The sequence below is a fragment of the Allofournierella sp. CML151 genome (assembly GCF_027853465.1).
Classification (GTDB): Bacteria; Bacillota; Clostridia; order Oscillospirales; family Ruminococcaceae; genus Allofournierella.
In genome coordinates, this window is the sequence record NZ_JAPNNW010000023.1 from 1 (window position 1) to 16,568 (window position 16,568).

Annotated in this window: 13 protein-coding genes; 7 read left to right on the forward strand and 6 right to left on the reverse strand. The window is 63.8% G+C overall.

The annotated features are described in order from the left end of the window. Positions 1–169 precede the first annotated feature (169 nt). Entirely contained in the window at positions 170–2,440 is a 2,271-nt protein-coding gene (locus tag PH256_RS13215; RefSeq protein WP_270914545.1) for a serine/threonine-protein phosphatase, read from the forward strand. A 67-nt stretch (positions 2,441–2,507) separates the two neighbouring features. On the opposite strand, the gene PH256_RS13220 is transcribed toward PH256_RS13215, so the two are convergent. Continuing rightward, positions 2,508–2,822 carry a hypothetical protein gene (locus PH256_RS13220; RefSeq protein ID WP_270914546.1) on the reverse strand — a complete coding sequence of 105 codons (315 nt, stop codon included), beginning with the start codon at positions 2,820–2,822 and terminating at the stop codon, positions 2,508–2,510. Positions 2,823–3,148: 326 nt separating this feature from the next. On the opposite strand from PH256_RS13220, the gene PH256_RS13225 reads away from it, so the two are divergent. The 4 genes from PH256_RS13225 to PH256_RS13240 all read left to right on the forward strand — a co-directional run bounded on the left by PH256_RS13225 (position 3,149) and on the right by PH256_RS13240 (position 7,887). Then, positions 3,149–3,505 (forward strand): BlaI/MecI/CopY family transcriptional regulator, encoded by a 357-nt coding sequence (locus tag PH256_RS13225; RefSeq protein ID WP_087291973.1) that lies wholly within the window; start codon positions 3,149–3,151, stop codon positions 3,503–3,505. Positions 3,506–3,514: 9 nt separating this feature from the next. After that, positions 3,515–5,344 carry a M23/M56 family metallopeptidase gene (locus PH256_RS13230; RefSeq protein ID WP_270914547.1) on the forward strand — a complete coding sequence of 610 codons (1,830 nt, stop codon included), beginning with the start codon at positions 3,515–3,517 and terminating at the stop codon, positions 5,342–5,344. Positions 5,345–5,472: 128 nt separating this feature from the next. Beyond that, complete coding sequence (locus tag PH256_RS13235; RefSeq protein WP_270914548.1) at positions 5,473–6,486, forward strand: ArsR/SmtB family transcription factor; 1,014 nt, start codon at positions 5,473–5,475, stop codon at positions 6,484–6,486. Between the two features lie 174 nt (positions 6,487–6,660). Next, entirely contained in the window at positions 6,661–7,887 is a 1,227-nt protein-coding gene (locus PH256_RS13240; RefSeq protein ID WP_270914549.1) for an MFS transporter, read from the forward strand. A gap of 57 nt (positions 7,888–7,944) precedes the next feature. Here PH256_RS13240 and PH256_RS13245 read toward each other — a convergent pair whose 3' ends face one another. The 5 genes from PH256_RS13245 to PH256_RS13265 form a co-directional block, all read right to left on the reverse strand. Then, a complete protein-coding gene (locus tag PH256_RS13245) occupies positions 7,945–8,721 on the reverse strand; it encodes a hypothetical protein (protein ID WP_270914550.1) in 777 nt (258 codons plus the stop codon). Beyond that, positions 8,718–9,260, reverse strand: coding sequence for an RNA polymerase sigma factor (locus tag PH256_RS13250; protein ID WP_270914551.1), 543 nt, complete (start codon positions 9,258–9,260; stop codon positions 8,718–8,720). Before PH256_RS13250 ends, PH256_RS13245 begins: the two co-directional genes overlap by 4 nt. A 125-nt stretch (positions 9,261–9,385) precedes the next feature. Continuing rightward, positions 9,386–10,132: a 4Fe-4S binding protein gene (locus PH256_RS13255; RefSeq protein WP_270914552.1), complete on the reverse strand. Its 747-nt coding sequence runs from the start codon at positions 10,130–10,132 to the stop codon at positions 9,386–9,388. A 134-nt stretch (positions 10,133–10,266) separates the two neighbouring features. After that, positions 10,267–11,130: a class II fructose-1,6-bisphosphate aldolase gene (gene fba, locus PH256_RS13260; protein WP_058963812.1), complete on the reverse strand. Its 864-nt coding sequence runs from the start codon at positions 11,128–11,130 to the stop codon at positions 10,267–10,269. A gap of 117 nt (positions 11,131–11,247) precedes the next feature. Further along, on the reverse strand, positions 11,248–12,093 hold the full coding sequence (locus PH256_RS13265) for a DNA-3-methyladenine glycosylase family protein (protein WP_242956185.1): 846 nt from the start codon (positions 12,091–12,093) through the stop codon (positions 11,248–11,250). 518 nt (positions 12,094–12,611) lie between these two features. Between PH256_RS13265 and rlmB the strand changes: the two genes are divergently transcribed. Beyond that, positions 12,612–13,472: a 23S rRNA (guanosine(2251)-2'-O)-methyltransferase RlmB gene (rlmB, locus tag PH256_RS13270; RefSeq protein ID WP_270914553.1), complete on the forward strand. Its 861-nt coding sequence runs from the start codon at positions 12,612–12,614 to the stop codon at positions 13,470–13,472. Between the two features lie 44 nt (positions 13,473–13,516). Then, on the forward strand, positions 13,517–16,492 hold the full coding sequence (locus tag PH256_RS13275; protein ID WP_270914554.1) for a hypothetical protein: 2,976 nt from the start codon (positions 13,517–13,519) through the stop codon (positions 16,490–16,492). Positions 16,493–16,568: the final 76 nt, after the last annotated feature.

The following is a 16,568-nucleotide window of genomic DNA, read 5'->3' on the forward strand; positions in this document are numbered from 1 at the left end:
TGCCCGCTTTCCCTTTGGAAAGCGGGCTTTTTGTTTGTTTCTGCCCTTTTTTGCAAAAGCAAGGCCCTGCGGCATTTTTTGCCGCAGGGCCTTTTTATACTGATTTTATGCAGGCACGGGGCGGATTATGCCCCGGCGGCAAAAATCAGAAAAAACGAGGTGGAATGTTATGGGTGAAAAATTGCGGCTTTTGCCCCTGCGGCAGCTGGCCGGCTGGAGGCCTGGGCTGCAGCAGCTGGCCAGTGGTGCGCTGGGCGCGCTGATGGCCGCGGGCAGTGTGTTCGGGGGGCTGCATCCCTTTGGCCTGGCGCTGCTCATGGGGGCGGGCACGGCCCGGCTGTGGGCGGCGGGCGCGGGCGTGCTGGCCGGGTATCTGATCTTCCTGCCTCTGGCCGACGGGCTGCGCTATCTGGCGGCGGCCGCGGTGGTGCTGGCCGGGCGGGCCATGTTTCCAAAACAGTTCTGGCCCGCCGCCGCGGGGGGCTGCGGCACCCTGCTGGCTGTGCAGCTGATGCTGGCGGTGAGCGGCCTGGCGGGCCCGCCCCAGTCGGTGGCGGCAGTGGGTGACGCGGCCCTGGCTGCCGCCTGGGGCTGGGGGCTGTTCCGGGCGGGAGCAAAAGCAAGGCGGGGCGGGCCGCTGGGGGCCGAGAGCCTGCTGCTTTGCTGCGCAGGGCTTTGCGGCCTGCAGCGGCTGCCCGCCATGGGGCTGCAGCCCGGTGTGGTGGTGCTGGCGGCGGGCGGGCTGGCCCTGGCCTTCCGGGGCAGGCTGCGGGACTGCGCCATCTTCTGTCTGTGCGGGGCGGGAGCGCTGGCCGCGGCGGACCCGGACCTCTGCTTTGCCGGGCTGGCGGTGGCGGTGGGCTGCCTGGCGGCGGCCTACTTCACCCCCGGGGAGCGGCTGGGCTGCGCCACCCTGTTTTTGGCGGGTGGGCTGCTGGGGGTGCTGGCCGCGCCGCAAAGCAGCCTGGCGGTGGGCTTTCTGGGGAGCGCCGCACTGGGCGAGGCGGCTTTCTTCGCACTGCCTGCCCGGCTGCTGGCCGCACTGCCCGGTCAGACCGATCCCGCCGCCGCTCAGCGGCCCCGGGTGGCCGGAGCGGTAAGCCAGCTGGAAAGTGTGGCCAACGCCCTCACCGGCATTGCCGATACCGTGAACCAGGTGTATGAGACCCTGCCCCGGCGGGGGGAGAGCTACAACTGGGTGGTAGACTATGTGGCTGAGGAGCTCTGCCGCACCTGCGGCAGCCGGGAGCGCTGCTGGGTGCAGGACTACAGCACCACCATGGACGGCTTCTACCGGCTAAAACCGATTCTGGAGCAGCAGGGGCGGGCGGCGCTGGAGCAGCTGCCCGGGCAGTTCTGCCGCTGCATCCATCCCACCGAGCTGTGTAGCTGCTCCAGCCGGGGGTATGCGCTGTACCGGGGCAGGCGAGAGAGCCGGGTCAAGGCCGGAGCCATGCGGGCGGCCCTCACCGAACAGTACAGCGCCATGGCCCAGGCCCTGAGCCAGATGGCCGGGCAGCTGGGCCAAAGCATTGTGCCGGATGTGGGCAAGACCGAGCAGCTGGGGAGACTGTTTGCCTCCATCGGGCTGGAGCCGCTGGAATGCCAGGCAGGCTTCGACGCGGCGGGTCGCCTGCGGGCAGGGGTCACGGTGAGCCGCACCCCCTTCAGTCAGCAGGAGCTGAGCGAGATCACCGAGGAGGCCCAGCGCATTTTGCACCGGCCACTCACCCTGCCCCGGGTGGACCACTGCAGGGCGGTGACCACCATCACCTTCAGCGAACAGCCGCTGTATTTTCCCCGGTACGGGCTGGCGGCCCGTCCGGCCAAGGCGGGGGCCTGCGGCGACGCGGTGGAGCAGTTCTGCGACTGCTTCGGCAACGCCCATCTGCTGCTCTGCGACGGAATGGGTGTGGGCCGCCCCGCCGCCATTGACGGAACCCTGGCAGCCACGCTGGCGGCAAGGCTGTTGAAGGCGGGCTTCGGGGCGCAGAGCGCCGCCCGGCTGGTGAATGTGGCCCTGGCGCTGAAAAGCGATGAGGAGAGCGCCGCCACCATGGATCTGGTCACGGTGGACCTTTACACCGGCCGGGCCAGCCTGTTCAAGGCAGGGGCCTGCCCCACCCTGCTTTTGCGGGGCGGCAAGGCCCAGGCGCTGGAGGGCAGCAGCCTGCCGGTGGGCATTCTGGAACAGGTGGTGGGCCAGCAGGATTCTGTGGCCCTGAACGAGGGCGACTGGGTGGTGCTGGTCAGCGACGGCGCACTCACCGACGGCAGCGGCTGGCTGTGCCAGCAGCTGGAGCTGTGCGCCGCCAGCGGCAACACGCCCCAGCAGACCGCAGAGCTGCTGGCGGACATGGCTCTGAAACGGGCAGAGGGCCGCCGCAGGCCGGACGACATTTCGGTGGCAGTGCTGCGGCTGGAACGGGCGGTGGACTGAACTGTGGGCCTTGAGCAACAAAAAAACGCCCAGCCGGATGGCTGGGCGTTTTGCTGTTTCAGATCGATTAGGCCTCGGCAGAAGCAGAAGCAGCCTCGCTGGAAGCAGCCTCAGAAGAAGCGGCCTCGGAAGCAGCAGCCTCGCTGGAAGCAGCCTCAGAGGAAGCGGCCTCGGAAGAAGCAGCCTCGCTGGAAGCGGCCTCAGAGGAAGCAGCCTCGGAAGAAGCGGCCTCGCTGGAAGCAGCCTCAGAAGAAGCAGCAGTGCTGGTAGAAGCAGCAGCGCTGGAAGCGGTGCTGGTGGTCTCGCTGCCACCGCAGGCAACCAGAGACAGGGCCAGAGCGGCCACGCAAGCAACGGCGATGATCTTAGAAGACAGTTTCATGATGTCATTCTCCTTTTCGTTTTGATTCGGAAAATCGCCCCATAAACCAAAGGGCGCCGTATCGTTCCGGTGGGCACGTTTGCGCCACTGCCTCGGAACGTTTTCCTATCATACCCTCAATATATGAACAATCTATGAAGAAACAACATCAAAAAAGTAACAAAATATACAAAAAACCAAGGAAGTTTTGTAACAAAATGGCTACAGAGCGGTAACAAGTATGGGGTACAAGGGCTTGCGGCTTTGCTCTACATCTGTTAGAATAAAAGCGAAACTACAAATTGTAGAAAGAAAATTTGCCTCAAAAAAGGGAAGGAGCGCTTGTTATGCGACTGTCGGAAGCGGAACTGGAGATCATGGAGCAGATCTGGAAGCTGGGGCGGCCGGTCACAGCTGCCGAGCTGGCCGGTCCGCTGCAGCAAAAGGGCTGGAAGCCCACCACCTTGCTTACCTTTCTGGCCCGTATGGCGGCCAAGGGGGCGCTGAAGGTGGAGAAGCGGGGCAAACAAAATGTGTATACCGCCTGTGTGAGCAGTGAGCAGTACCGGGCTGCCGAGGCGCAGGAGCTGCTGACCAAGCTGTACAGCGGCAGCGTGAAAAGTATGGTGGCCGCCCTTTACGACGGCAAGGCCCTTTCCGGCGACCAGCTGGACGAGCTGCGGGACTGGCTGGAAACGAGGTGAGCGGAGCCGATGTATGAATTGTTCTACACCTGGCTGCTGCCCACCAGCCTGGCAGGCGCGGTGGCAGCGCTGCTGGGGTGCGCCCTTACTCCGCTGCTGAAGCGGCTGAGCTGGCGCGGGCAGCGGCGGGCGCTGGGGTGCATCACGGGCTTTTTTCTGCTGCCGCTGGGGCCGTTGCTGGCCCTTGCGCCGGGCTTGAAGCGTTCCACCGGGCTGGAACCGGTGGGGCAGGCGCTGGAGCAGGCAGCCCAGGCGGCGGTGCACACGGTGAACATCAGCACTCAACCGGTAATGACCGCCCCGCTGGCCCAGCCGGTGGAGCCGGTGCAGCCTCAACTGGCGGGTCAGCTGCTGGCGGTGCTGCCCTGGCTGTGGGCACTGGGGGCCGTGCTGTTCACTCTGTGGCAGCTGGCTGGGTACTGGCGTTTTTGCCGGGCGCTGCGCCGGATGCGCGGCCCGCTGAGCGAAGCGGAACAGAGCCTGCTGCGCCGGGTCAGCCTGGAAAGCGGGCACATCGCTCCGCCCAAGGCCTGGGTGTGCCCGGGCATGAGCACTCCGCTGCTGGCGGGAGTGCTGCGGCCGGTGCTGTATCTGCCCCAGGGCATGGACGAGCAGGCGCTGGAGCTGGCGCTGCGCCACGAGCTCGCCCATCTGAACAGTGGCGATCTGTGGGGCAAGGCCGCGCTGCGGCTGGCCTGCCGCATCCACTGGTTCAACCCGCTCTGCCACTGGCAGGCCGCCCGAATGGAGCGTCTGTGCGAGCTGGCCTGCGACGAGGCTGCGGTGCGCGGCTTGAATACCGAGCAGCGCAAGGCTTACGGTCGGGTGCTGCTGGCGGCCGCGGCGGGACCGCTGCCCGCCGGAGCCTCGGGCATGAGTGCCGGGCCGGAGAATCTGAAAGCACGGCTGTTTGCCCTGTTTGAGCAACGCAAGGCCAACCGCCGCCAGATGCTGGCCGCTGCGGCGGGGGTGCTGGCTGCCGTCTGCCTGACCGCCTGCGCAGCGGCAGGTCTGTCGGCGGGGGTATCTGCCGAGCCGGAAAGCCTGGCCGCAAACGGGCTGGAGCAACTGAGCTTTTTGCAGCAGCAATCCCAGCCGGCCACACGGGAGGCGGTGCCCGCACCCATGCCGGAGCCGGAGGAAAAGCCCGCCCTGGCTGAGGGGCAGGCCAGCGTGCAATGGGTGCGCGAGGAACAGAGCGTGGCCGGAGAATATGAATATGAACAGGATGAGAGTCTGGCCGACGGGCAGTACGTGATCGAGCGCAGCGCGGCGGACGGACTGGACGAGGTGAGCGGCTGGGCCTTTTACGACGAGCAGGACATTCTGATGGATTACCAGGAGGTAGACCGCATCACCCTGCAGGCCCCGGTAAAGGGCATTGTGCGGTACAACGGCGATTTGAACTTGGTCAGAAGTGCGGTGGAGAGCAGTGAGGCCGGGCAGCAGAATGCAGTGGACAGCGAGACGCAGGTGTCGCTGATCTGGCCGGTGCCCGGCTACACCTACGTGAGCCGCTGGATGAGCGACTACCACAAGGGCGCGGATGTGATCGCCCCCAGTGGGACTCAGGTATGCGCCATGGCGGCCGGTATGGTGACCGCCGCAGGCTACCATTATAGCTACGGCAATTATGTGATCATCGACCATGAGGGGGGCGTGCGCACTCTGTATTCCCATCTGAACGACCTGAACGTGGGCGCAGACACCCAGGTGAAGCAGGGCGCGGTGATCGGTACCGTGGGCAGCACCGGAAACTCCACCGGAAACCATTGTCATGTGGAGATCTACGTGAACGGTGAGCGCCGCAGCCTGCGGGAGTGGTTCCCGGAGTATTGATCGGAAAAAGACAGAGATTTGCAGGGGCGGCACTTCGGAGCCGCCCCGTTTTTGTTGCGCCCGGGCAGAAAAACGGCTATACTGAAAGCAGGATTTGACCAGGGTCGAACATGCGAGGAGGAGAACGGATGAACGCGGCAAAGGCATTGAACCCGATATTCGAGATCATCGGCCTGCTGGCTCTGCGCAGCTTCGGGCAAAAAAGCATGGAGCCCAGCTGCCGGGCGCTGCGGGAGCACGGGGTGGATGAGGAAACGCTGTGGCGGTTGTGTGAGCCGGTGCACAGCCGCTATCTGGCCGCCTTCGCCAAGGCGGCACCCGCGCCGGATGCGGAATGCTGCGAGATGTTTTTCTCCGAGCCGGACCAGGATTTTCTTTTGCTGGTGCAGACGGTGTGCGCCGAGCATCCCGAATGGTTTTCCGGCTGCGCCCCCGAAGAACAGGCCGTCCGGCTGGCTTTTGGTCAGGCCATTGCCGAGCGGGTGTTTGACCAGGCCCCGGATCTTGCCCGGCTGGTGGAGACTCTGCAGGATGCAGGCCTTTCTTCCAGTGCCTGCTGGCGATTCATCCGGCTGCTGGAGCGCCCTTCGGAATGGATTGGCCGGTTGGCAGAGGCAGTGCGGAACAGTGAACATGCCTATCAAAAGGCACTGGAGGCGGTGCAGCGGCAGCTGCCCGGTCTGCTGGAGGAGTTTGCCTGTGGCGAATGCCTGAGTGCCGGGCTTTCCCCCGAGGCCCCGGTGCAGCCGGTTCTGGTATACCCCATGGTGGAAATCGTTTCCACCGGCCCCTCGGCGCCAAGCGGCTATGCGGGGCTTTACATCCGGCAGGCTTACCGGCTGCTGGAGCAGCAAAAGGCCAGCGAAGGAGAGCTGATGGCCTGTTTGAAGGCGCTGGGGGATGCCAGCAAGTTCCAGATCCTCACCCGACTGCGGGAGGGGGACAAATACAATCTGGAGCTGGCACAGGAGCTGGGACTTTCCGCCGCGACCATGAGCCACCACATGAGCGCGCTGCTCACCTGCGGTCTGGTTCGTCTGACAAAACGGGAGGGCCGGGTTTACTACAGCCTGGAGCGGCAGGCGGTGCGCCGGATGCTCGCCACACTGGAACAACACTTTTTGCAGGAACAATTTGATTGAGATCAAACACCGCCGGACAGCTGAATCTGCTGTCCGGCGGTGTTTTTTGTGTATTTTGGGGCTTAAAATTCCGTTGACAGGGGGAAAAGACTATGCTATATATTAGATATACATCGAATATAAGCGTTCTAAATTTGATGAATAACGAATACACAAAGGGGGGTCAGGAGGACGATGAAACAAAGGAGCTTTGATAGAAACCTTGCACTGCTGGCGGCAGGGCAGGGAGTGTCGCTGCTGGGAAACAGCGTGCTGGATCTGGCGCTGTCCATGTATGTTTTGGAGTGCACCGGCTCGGCTGCGGTTTACGGGAGCATGCTGGCGGCCGCGATGCTTCTGGCGGTTCTGCTGGCTCCGCTGGGAGGCGTGCTGGCCGACCGGGTGGACCGGAAAAAGCTGATGATATGGCTGGATCTGCTGAACGGCTGCACTGTGCTGCTTGCCATTCCTTTTCTGCGAGGGGAGGGTGGCATTTGGGCAGCAGGGGTGCTGATGGTGGCGCTGGGCATAGTGGGAGCGGTGGAAACGCCGGTGGTGCAGGCCGCCTTGCCTCAGGCTGTGGCGCCCGGCGCGCTGGAACATGCCAATGCGGTGGTGCTGCAGATCAGTATGCTCAGTGCCATGGCGGGTCCGGCACTGGGCGGGGTGATGTTTGGTATGTTTGGCGCTGCGCCCATGCTGCTTGTATGCGGTCTTTGCTTTCTGGCCACTGCCGGACTGGAGCGCCTGATTCGGCTGGACCCGGTGGAGCAGCCTCCGGCTGCCGGAGGAGTGCTCCGAACGCTCCGGCAGGATCTGGCCGCAGGTGTCCGTTTTTTGTGCCGGGAGCAGCCTGCGCTGCTGGGGCTGGTGGGGCTGACGGCTGTGCTGGTGATGCTCTGCAATGGTGTGGCGGGCGTGGGTGCGCCCTTTTTGATCCGGACCCGCCTGGCGCTGGATGCGGGCTGGTATGGAGCAGCCGGCAGCGCGCTGGGAGCGTTTGGAATCCTGGGCAGTCTGACCGCAGGCCTGCTGGCAGGCAAGCTGCGAGGCCGTCTCCACTGGGTGATGGCGGCCATGGGTGTTTGTCTGCTGCCTGCCGGAGCTGCCTTTCTGGCGGATGCCGGGCAACTGGCCTGTTATGGGGCGCTGGTGGCGGCATTCTGCGGGATGCAGCTGTGTGCGGTGGTCTTTTCGGTGTTTGCCCGCAGCGAGATGCAGCGCCGGGTGCCGGGGCAGATGCTGGGCAAGCTGATGGCGCTGGGCGCTGCACTGGAAACCTGCGGCCAGCCGGCAGGCCAGCTGCTTTATGGCTGTTTGTTCGATGTCTGTCCGGCCGGTTGGGTACTGCTCTGTACCGGTCTGCTGGTGCTGGCGCTGGGCCTTGCGGGCCGCCGCAGCCTGGCCCGGCTGGGACTGTGAATGCAATAAAAAAAGGCGGGGCCATATGGCCTCGCCTTTTTTTGGGATAAAACGATTTTAACTCGTGACTGCCGCGTCCTCGATCACAATCGGCCCGGCGGAGAAGTTTTGTACATAAAAATATATCTCTCCAGCCTCGCTTGCGGTGTAGATATACTCCAGATTCTTCTCCTTGCCGCAGGTGAGCTCGCAGGGGATTCCGTCCACGATCACACCCAGCGCAAGACGGTCACCTCCGGGGCTGGCCTGGGGATTGTCTTTCGTATTCTGCCGCAGCGAGAGGGTGAGGGAGCTGCCTTCTTCCAGGACCCAGCCGCTGCCGTCCTCCTTTGTGAGAATGGCAATTTCGCCGTTGTCGAACACAAAGGCCGGAAATTCCATGCCGTCGCTGTTCGCTACGCCGCAAACCGTGCCCACCTCGTCGAAAAAGAGTACGTCGCTTTTCTCCAGCCAGTCCACATCCAGAATTTCTGCGCTGAACCCGGCAAGCAGCCGTTCGCCCGATTCCTCACCCGGCTGGCTGGCACTGGTGCTTACGGCGTACAGGGGCTTTTGCAGCTGCTGCTTTTCCTGCCGGTCAAACAGCCGGACGCCCCAGACCCGGGCCGAAACCGCACAGGTGCAGGCGGCCAGCCCCACGGCCAGTACCGCTGCCAGTCCGGTGAGAAAAAATTTGCGGGGGAGCCGGTGCACCGGCCGTTCTCCCCGGTCCCCAAGAGCGAGCTGTTCCAGCGTCCGTTTTTGAATCGTCTGCGCATCCGCGCCTTTGGGGTCGATCTGCCGTACATCGTCCAGTGCTGCAAAAAGTTCGTGCAGTTCCATGGGCTCCTTCATTGCGGCTCCTCTCCTTCCAGACTTTTCTTCAGCTGTGCCCGCAGCCGGAACAGGCGAACCCGCACGGCACCGGGGCTGATTGCAAGCTCCCGGGCGATGGCGGCGGTGCGCTGGTTGTAATAGTAGAAGCGAAGCAGCAGCTCCCGGTCCTCAGGGGACAGCGCCGCCAGATGCTCGTTCAGCCTGCGCACCGCTTCCTTTTGCTCCAGCCGGGTCTCCAGTGGGGTCTCCTGCTCCAGAATCTCCTCCACAAGCGGCAGGCAGTCCGATTTCCGGCTGCGCAGGGTGTCCACCGCCAGGTTTCGGGCGATCCTCACCAGGTAGCCCTTCAGCGAACGCTCCGGGTCCAGGTCCTGCCGGTGGTGCCAAAGGCGGACAAAGGCATCGGAGACGATCTCCTCCACGTCCTGCGGGGTGAGCGGCGGAACCGCCAGATTTGCCGCAACGGTGCACAGATAGGGAGTGTAGAGCGCCATGAGCTCCTGCAGTGCTTTGCTGTCGCTCTGTTTGAGCCGCCGGACCAATTGCTCCTGTTCCATGGATCATCCACCTTTTCGATCGATCTTACCTTTTCCATACGGAAGCCGGCAGTTTTTGTTACAAAAAAATATCGCCAGCTTTCCCGAATCGGCACACGGGAAAGCTGGCGATCAAATTGCGCCGCTCACAGATACAGTTCGTTCTCCTTGCGGTCCGCGCAGACCTTGGCCAGCTTGTTGCTCAGAACCTCCAGCATTTCCGGGGGCAGCTGCCGGGCGGCATGGGGACACACCGCGATGCAGCGCATGCAGGAGATGCAGGCATCCTTGTTCACTTTGCTCACGTCCTGCGGGTCAATGGCCTGCGCCGGGCATTCCCTTGCACACACGCCGCAGGAAACGCAGCCGCCGGTGGGGGCGGGGAGCATGGGCAGAACGCCGAAGGTCTTGTAGGGGCGGTTGCCGGGCAGCTCCGGCTCGGTCAGCTCGCCGCGGTCCAGCTTTGCCCGGATCGCTTCGCCGAATGCCGAAAGCTGGTCCAGGTCCTGTGCATCCGGCCGCCCGGCGGCAAACTGGCGCGCAATGGAATGTTCCGCAATGGCCGCGGCAGCCGCCACCACTCGGAATCCGGCCTCGACGGCCAGGTCATGCAGCTCCACCAGGGTGTCTTCGTAGGCGCGGTTACCGTACACGCAGAGCAGCACCGCGGGGGTTCCACCGCCCTGCAGCTGGCGGATGCGCTGTGCGGCCAGAGGGGGCACCCGCCCGCCAAAGGAGGGCACAGCGATCACGGCGGCGTCGGCGGGGGCCGCCTGGGCCGGGTGGACCGTCAGGTCGATGCAGACGGTCTCGCCGCCCAGTGCACCGGCCAGATGCTGCGCGGCCTTTTTGGTGCCGCCGGTGGGGCTGAAATAGAACACATTGATCTTCATGGTGCAGGTTCCTCCTTTATGGATTGCATCGCAGCGGCTCCGGCCGCCGCGGGTACAAAAAAACGATGGCAGGCGCGGCGGCCTGCCATCGTTTGCATTCTGCGGGAAAAAGCCCGTGGAAAAGGGGAAAAGGCTTAGGCCTTGTTCACGCTGCCGAACAGCTCCATCTTCTCCTTAACGGTGGCCTTGATGGCCTCGAAGCCGGGGGCCAGCAGCTTGCGGGGGTCGAAGCCCTTGCCTTCCAGATCCTTGCCAGCCTCGATGTACTTACGGGTGGCGTCGGCGAAGGACAGCTGGCACTCGGTGTTCACGTTGATCTTGGAAACGCCCAGGCTGATGGCCTTCTTGATCATGTCGGCGGGGATGCCGGTGCCGCCATGCAGAACCAGAGGAATGCCGTTGGTGGCCTCGTGGATCTTCTCCAGAGCCTCGAAGTCCAGACCCTTCCAGTTGGCGGGGTACTTGCCGTGGATGTTGCCGATGCCGGCAGCCAGGAAGTCAACGCCCAGGTCGGCGATCTTCTTGCACTCAGCGGGGTCAGCGATCTCGCCGGCGCCGATCACGCCGTCTTCCTCGCCGCCGATGGAGCCAACCTCGGCCTCGATGGACAGACCCTTGGAGTGAGCCAGCTCAACCAGCTCGGTGGTCTTGGCAACGTTCTCGTCGATGGCGTAGTGGCTGCCGTCGAACATGATGCTGGAGAAGCCAGCCTCGATGCAGGCCTTGGCGCCCTCGTAGCTGCCGTGGTCCAGGTGCAGGGCAACGGGAACGGTGATGTTCAGGGTCTCGATCATGGCCTTAACCATAGCGGCCACGGTCTTGTAGCCGGTCATGTACTTGCCGGCGCCCTCAGACACACCCAGGATAACAGGGCTGTTCAGCTCCTGCGCGGTGAGCAGGATGGCCTTGGTCCACTCCAGGTTGTTGATGTTGAACTGGCCAACGGCATAGTGGCCGTCGCGGGCTTTGTTGAGCATTTCGGTTGCGCTTACCAGCATGATAATGATACCTCCATTTTCTCTCTTAAAAAACCGCACCGTGAGCGGTGCGGGGGAATAAAAACATGATGTTAAGTTTTTATCCTGCCAACAGTATAACCCAACTTGGCCGCAAAATCAATTCCCGCTTGATTGTTTGGCATGCATTTTTCGTGCGGATTTTTGTTTTTGGCCGCTGGGCAGATGGTGACGGGCATAGTCGAAGATGAATTGCTGGGCAATTCCCTCGTGGCCGCGGCAGCTCACCGGCACCCCGCGGGGGAACAGCTGGCACATGGCTTTTTTCATCCACACGTCCATGGGGAAGGCCTTCCAGAAGGAAAGGCTGTACAACAGCACGCAGTCCGCCACCTTGGGCCCCACCCCCTTTATGGTGCACAGAACGGCCCGGGCGTTTTCCATGGGCATGGCGCGCAGGGCGGTTTCGTCGATCTGGCCCCCGGCTACCCGGCGGGCCGCGTCGATCAGGTATTCCGCCCGCCAGCCCGCCCGCAGAAAGGCCAGGTCCTCCGGCTCCAGCGCCGCCAGCGTTTCAGCGCTGGGAAAGCCGTAGCCGCCGCCCTCCAGCGGCTGGCCCAGCCCGGTGCAAAGCCGCTCCACAATGGCCTTGATGCGGGGAATGTTGTTGTTCTGACTGATGATGAAGGTGCACAGCGTCTCAAAGAAGGGCTGGCGCAGCACCCGGATGCCCGGGTTCCACCGCACGCACTCGGCCAGCCGTTTGTTGCCGGAACAGAATTTTTCCAGCAGGGCGGGGTAGTCCACATCCAGCGCAAAATAGTGCACCCAGAAATCCCGGTCGGTCTCCGACGCGCCCTCTAAAATCAGCGCGTCGCCCTCCATCCGGGCGGTGACGGAGCGGTTTTCCACAATGCCGTGCCAGGCCGCTCCATCGGCCTGCCATCGGAATGCCTGGCCGCAGTCCAGGGTGGCGGCCAGGTCCATGCCGCCGCAGTTTTCCACAATAATCAACGGGTTCCCTCCTGACGGGTAAGAATTTTGCGGCTTTTGGCCGCTTTCTGGTAAAAAAAGAGAAAAAATCCGGCCTCATCCACCGGGTTTTGTCGAAAAAGAGTAGGACAAATTTCATGTTCAACAGCCTGTTAAGAAGAAAACTTTCCACTGCGATGTTGAAAACCCGTTGGGAATTGTGAGAAAATGGCTCAAAACAGCCACTTGTCAACACTTTCAACAGGGTTTTCAACATGTGGAAATCTTTTTGCGGTTTACAACTGGTATAACCGGCGAAAAAGAACATGTGAAAAAATTCCCCTTGCATTTTACCGCGTTTTGTGCGTTTGGAAAAGCCCCGCTCCGCCCAAACTCCAGCGGGAAGGGGGACTGTTCGTGCCGAAAAACTTGGCGTCAAACAGTGGCAAAAAACGCAGTATAGTGTTATACTTTAATTTACATGCGGGAAAAAACGCAAAGAATAGCGATAACACGGCCCGGTCCACGGGCTTTGACAAAGGAGACGGCCCATGCCTCAGAAGTTTGATAAAAAGTTCAGCCCCAACGCCCAGCGCCCCGCCCGGCGGCCCGGTCCGGCCCGCCCCGAAGGCGAGCGGCGCGCCCCCCGCGCGGAGGCTGAGGAGCCCTCGTCCAGCCTGGTCTACGGCAAAAACCCGGTGACCGAGCTGCTGAAAAGCGGCGCGGGCGTGGATACGGTGCTGCTGGCCGACACCCTGCCCGAGGCGGTGGCCGCCTATTACACTGCTCTGGCCAAGGAGGCCGGTGCGGTGGCCAAGCGGGTGCACGCCAACAAGCTGCGCCTGACCTGCGGCACCGACAGCCACCAGGGCGTGGCTGCTTTTGCCAGCGCGGTGGAATACGCCAGCCTGGAGCAGCTGCTGGACCTGGCCAAAGAGAAGGGCGAGCCTCCCTTCCTGGTTCTGTGCGACGGCGTGGAGGACCCCCACAACCTGGGTGCGATCATCCGGTCGGCGCTGCTGTGCGGCGCTCACGGTGTGGTGATCCCCAAGCGGGGCGGTGCGGCCATCACCCCCACGGTGCTGAAGAGCAGCGCCGGCGCGGCGGCCCGCCTGCCGGTGGCCCGGGTGGCCAACATCGGCGAGAGCATTCGCCGCCTGAAGGACCAGGGAGTCTTCGTCTACTGTGCAGACATGGACGGTGTGCCCCTGCACCAGAATAATCTGACCGGTCCGGTGGCCCTGGTCATGGGCAGCGAGGGCCGGGGCGTGAGCCCGCTGGTGAAGAAGCTGTGCGACGGTGTGGTCAGCCTTTCCATGGCGGCCCGCGGCACCGGGGTGGACAGCTTCAACGTGAGTGTGGCGGCGGGCATCATCCTGTATGAGATCGCCCGCCAGCGCGGCCAGGGCTGAACAGTGCGCCCGGCCAGCAACTAGCATACGGAGGAACAAAGAGCATGGCGGATCAAAGAAATTCCAGCTCGGTGGATGATATCCTGGAGACCTTGAAGCAGGGGCAGAGCGCCCCTGCGGCAGGCGGCTCAGTGGAGGACATCCTGGCGGATCTGGGGCTGGAGCAGAAGAAGACGGCTCCGGCAGCGCAGGAGGAGCCGGAGACTCCGGCCGCCCCGACGCACCGGACGGTCCAGAGCTTCTGGCAGGAGCCGACGCCGGAGCCTCAGAAGCAGCGCAGCCAGAGCCGGGCAAAGCAAAAGCCCGCCAAGGCGGCGCCCCCGCCCCAGCAGGAGGAGCCCAAGGCGCCCCGCCTGTCCGACACCATCCAGATGGACAGCGACTTCCAGAAGTTCTTCAGCGAGAGCGTGGCAGTTATTCCCGACCTGGAGCAGGAGCAGCATCCCGGCTTTTTCGCCCGGTTCGTGGGCCGCAAAAAAAACGCGGAGTTCCAGGACGATGAGGAGGGCGTGGACGCGGAGGATTACTCCACCGAACTGAACGCGGAGGAGGACGAGCCGGAGGAGCGGGCGCCCAAACGCCGCCGCTTCGGCTTCTGGCATAAATGGAACGAAGACGACGAGGACGAGGCCGAAGAAGAGACCGGCGAAGAGCCGGAGGATGGCGGCCCGGAAGAGGACGAGGAACCGCCGGCCCGGGAGCATGAACCATTCCGTCTGTTTCACCGGGAGCGCAGGGCCGAGCCTCAGGAGGAACCGGCCTCCGGTACGGTTGAGCTGCCGCTGCCGGACCAGACCCCGGCCCGCCCGATGGTCGAGTCCGCAAAGCCCGCCCGGCCCCAGCCGGTGGGCGCGGTGAAGATCGAGCCGGTGGAGAGCCCCACGGTGGAGGCAGAGCCCGCAAAGCCCGCCCGGCCCCAGCCGGTGGGTACGGTGAAGATTGAGCCGGTGGAAAGCCCCACACTGGAGGCAGAACCGGTAAAATCCGCCCGGCAGCCGGAGGCGCCCGCGGTGGACGATGCGCCCACCCGGCCTGCTCCGGAGCCTGAAAAGAAATCCAGGTCCGCAGAAGCGGATCAGCCGACCATGGTGCTCCGGCCCGAAGAACTGGAGCTGGAGGAGCATCCCACCGGTTCGGTGCAGCTGGATGTGGAATGGGAAAACGAGCCCGGCCCGGATGCCACCCGGGTGATGGAGAAAGACGATGCGGACCAGGGCGGCGCGCCCCGTCTGCTGGGCGATGAAGTGCCCGGCGAACCCTTTGCGGAGGAGCCCGGTCCGGAATATGTGGAGGATTACGAAAACCCGGCGGACGCGCCGATTGTCCAGCAGGATCTGGACCGGCTGCGCCTGACCACTGCCATCCGCACCGGCGTTAGTGCCGCGGCGGGCCTGGTGCTGCTGTATCTGGGCCTGGCGGTGGGCGACAGTCCGCTGCCTGCCATCGGCGCGGTGGACCCGGCGGTGGCGCCCATGGCTTATCTGGCGGTGAACTTGATGCTGTTGGCTGTGGCCTGCGCTGTGAACTGGCGGGCGTTCTGGAACGGCATCCGCGGCCTGTGGGGCGCCCCCACGCCGGACAGCGTGCTGGCGCTGGCGGGTGTGGGCGGACTGGCTCAGCTGCTGGTGCTGATGATGAAGGCTGACTCTTTTGAGGCCGACAAGATTACCCTGTTTGCTGCCCCGGCGGCGCTGCTGCTCTGCTTCGGCGCGCTGGGCAAATACCTGATGAGCGGTGTGATCAGCCGCAACTTCGCGCTGGTCAGCACCGGAAACGAGCATGTGGCCGCCTTCCGGCTGGACGATGAGGAGCTCTGCACCCGCCTGGCCGAGGGCCTGGGCGAGCCGGAGCCCTGCCTGGTAGCCAGCCGCCCCACCACCCTGGTGGAGGGCTTTTTGCGCCGCAGCTTCTCGGTGCGCGCCAGTGACCGGATGCTTCAGCGCATGAGCTGGGTGCTGGCCGGTGCGGCGCTGCTCACCGCGCTGATCGCCCTGTTCTCCAAACAGGGGCTGGCCATGGCCTTCACCGCCTTCGCGGGCACTTTGTGCCTGGGCGGCCCGGCCAGCGCCACCCTGCTGGCAGCGGTGCCCGGCATGCTGATGCAGAAGAGTGCCGCTCGTGTGGGCGCGGTTGTACCCGGCTGGAGCTCCATCGAGGAGCTGAGCGGCGCCAACATGATCGTAGTGGGCGCGAAGGATCTGTTCCCCGCCAAAAGCGTGCGGCTGCACGGTATCAAGACCTTCGAAAAGGAGCGCATTGACCTGGCCATCCTGTACGCCGCATCGGTGCTCATCGCAGGCTGCGATACCCTGCGGGATGTGTTCATGAACATCATCCAGGGCAAGACCAATATCCTGTTCCCGGTGGAAAGCCTGGAAAATGATCCCGGCTTCGGCTTCACCGCCTGGGTGGGCGACAAGCGGGTCATCATCGGCAACCGGGCCATGATGGAAAAGCAGGGAGTGGAGATTCCCTCCCTGGACTACGAAAACCGCTACACCAAGGGCAAAAAGCAGGCCATCTATCTGGCGGTGAGCGGCCGGCTGTTCGGCATGTTCCTGGTCAGCTACAAGGCCGACGAACAGGCCGCCCATGTGCTGGAGGCTCTGAACCGTCAGGGTGTGTCGGTGCTGGTGAAGAGCGACGACTTCTCGCTGACCACCGAGCTGATCAGTCAGATCTACGGCCTGGAGGAGGGCAGCATAAAGGTGCTCAGCGGCGCCGAGCGGCATGCCCTGGCCCCGGCCACCGAATACCGTCAGTACAGCCCCGGCTGCATGGCCCACATCGGCAGCTTCACCTCCTTTGTGGGTGGTCTGCTGGCGGCGGCGGGCGCAGCCTCGGCCGAGCGCACCTCCTCTCTGGTGCAGGCGGCGGGCATTCTGGTCAGCGTGGTGCTGGCGTTGCTGCTGGCCTTCACCGGCGGCATGGCGGCGCTGGCCTTGCCCGCGCTGGTGCTCTACCAGGCGGCCTGGGCGGTGCTCACCCTCATGATCCCCATGCTCAAGCGATACGAGTAATAGAACGCGTTTTAAAAACTACCAAAAGGCGTGTCCCAGGCGGGCGCGCCTTTTGTGCGTTTTGGTGCAAAAGTGT

Excerpts from the sequence above, each read along its gene's own strand:
- PH256_RS13250 (WP_270914551.1), bottom strand. The coding sequence starts at position 9,260 with ATGGAACAGGAGCAATTGGTCCGGCGGCTCAAACAGAGCGACAGCAAA.
- rlmB (WP_270914553.1), top strand. The coding sequence starts at position 12,612 with ATGCCTCAGAAGTTTGATAAAAAGTTCAGCCCCAACGCCCAGCGCCCC.
- PH256_RS13240 (WP_270914549.1), top strand. The coding sequence starts at position 6,661 with ATGAAACAAAGGAGCTTTGATAGAAACCTTGCACTGCTGGCGGCAGGG.
- PH256_RS13255 (WP_270914552.1), bottom strand. The coding sequence starts at position 10,132 with ATGAAGATCAATGTGTTCTATTTCAGCCCCACCGGCGGCACCAAAAAG.
- PH256_RS13220 (WP_270914546.1), bottom strand. The coding sequence starts at position 2,822 with ATGAAACTGTCTTCTAAGATCATCGCCGTTGCTTGCGTGGCCGCTCTG.
- PH256_RS13235 (WP_270914548.1), top strand. The coding sequence starts at position 5,473 with ATGAACGCGGCAAAGGCATTGAACCCGATATTCGAGATCATCGGCCTG.
- PH256_RS13230 (WP_270914547.1), top strand. The coding sequence starts at position 3,515 with ATGTATGAATTGTTCTACACCTGGCTGCTGCCCACCAGCCTGGCAGGC.
- PH256_RS13225 (WP_087291973.1), top strand. The coding sequence starts at position 3,149 with ATGCGACTGTCGGAAGCGGAACTGGAGATCATGGAGCAGATCTGGAAG.
- PH256_RS13245 (WP_270914550.1), bottom strand. The coding sequence starts at position 8,721 with ATGAAGGAGCCCATGGAACTGCACGAACTTTTTGCAGCACTGGACGAT.
- PH256_RS13215 (WP_270914545.1), top strand. The coding sequence starts at position 170 with ATGGGTGAAAAATTGCGGCTTTTGCCCCTGCGGCAGCTGGCCGGCTGG.
- PH256_RS13275 (WP_270914554.1), top strand. The coding sequence starts at position 13,517 with ATGGCGGATCAAAGAAATTCCAGCTCGGTGGATGATATCCTGGAGACC.
- fba (WP_058963812.1), bottom strand. The coding sequence starts at position 11,130 with ATGCTGGTAAGCGCAACCGAAATGCTCAACAAAGCCCGCGACGGCCAC.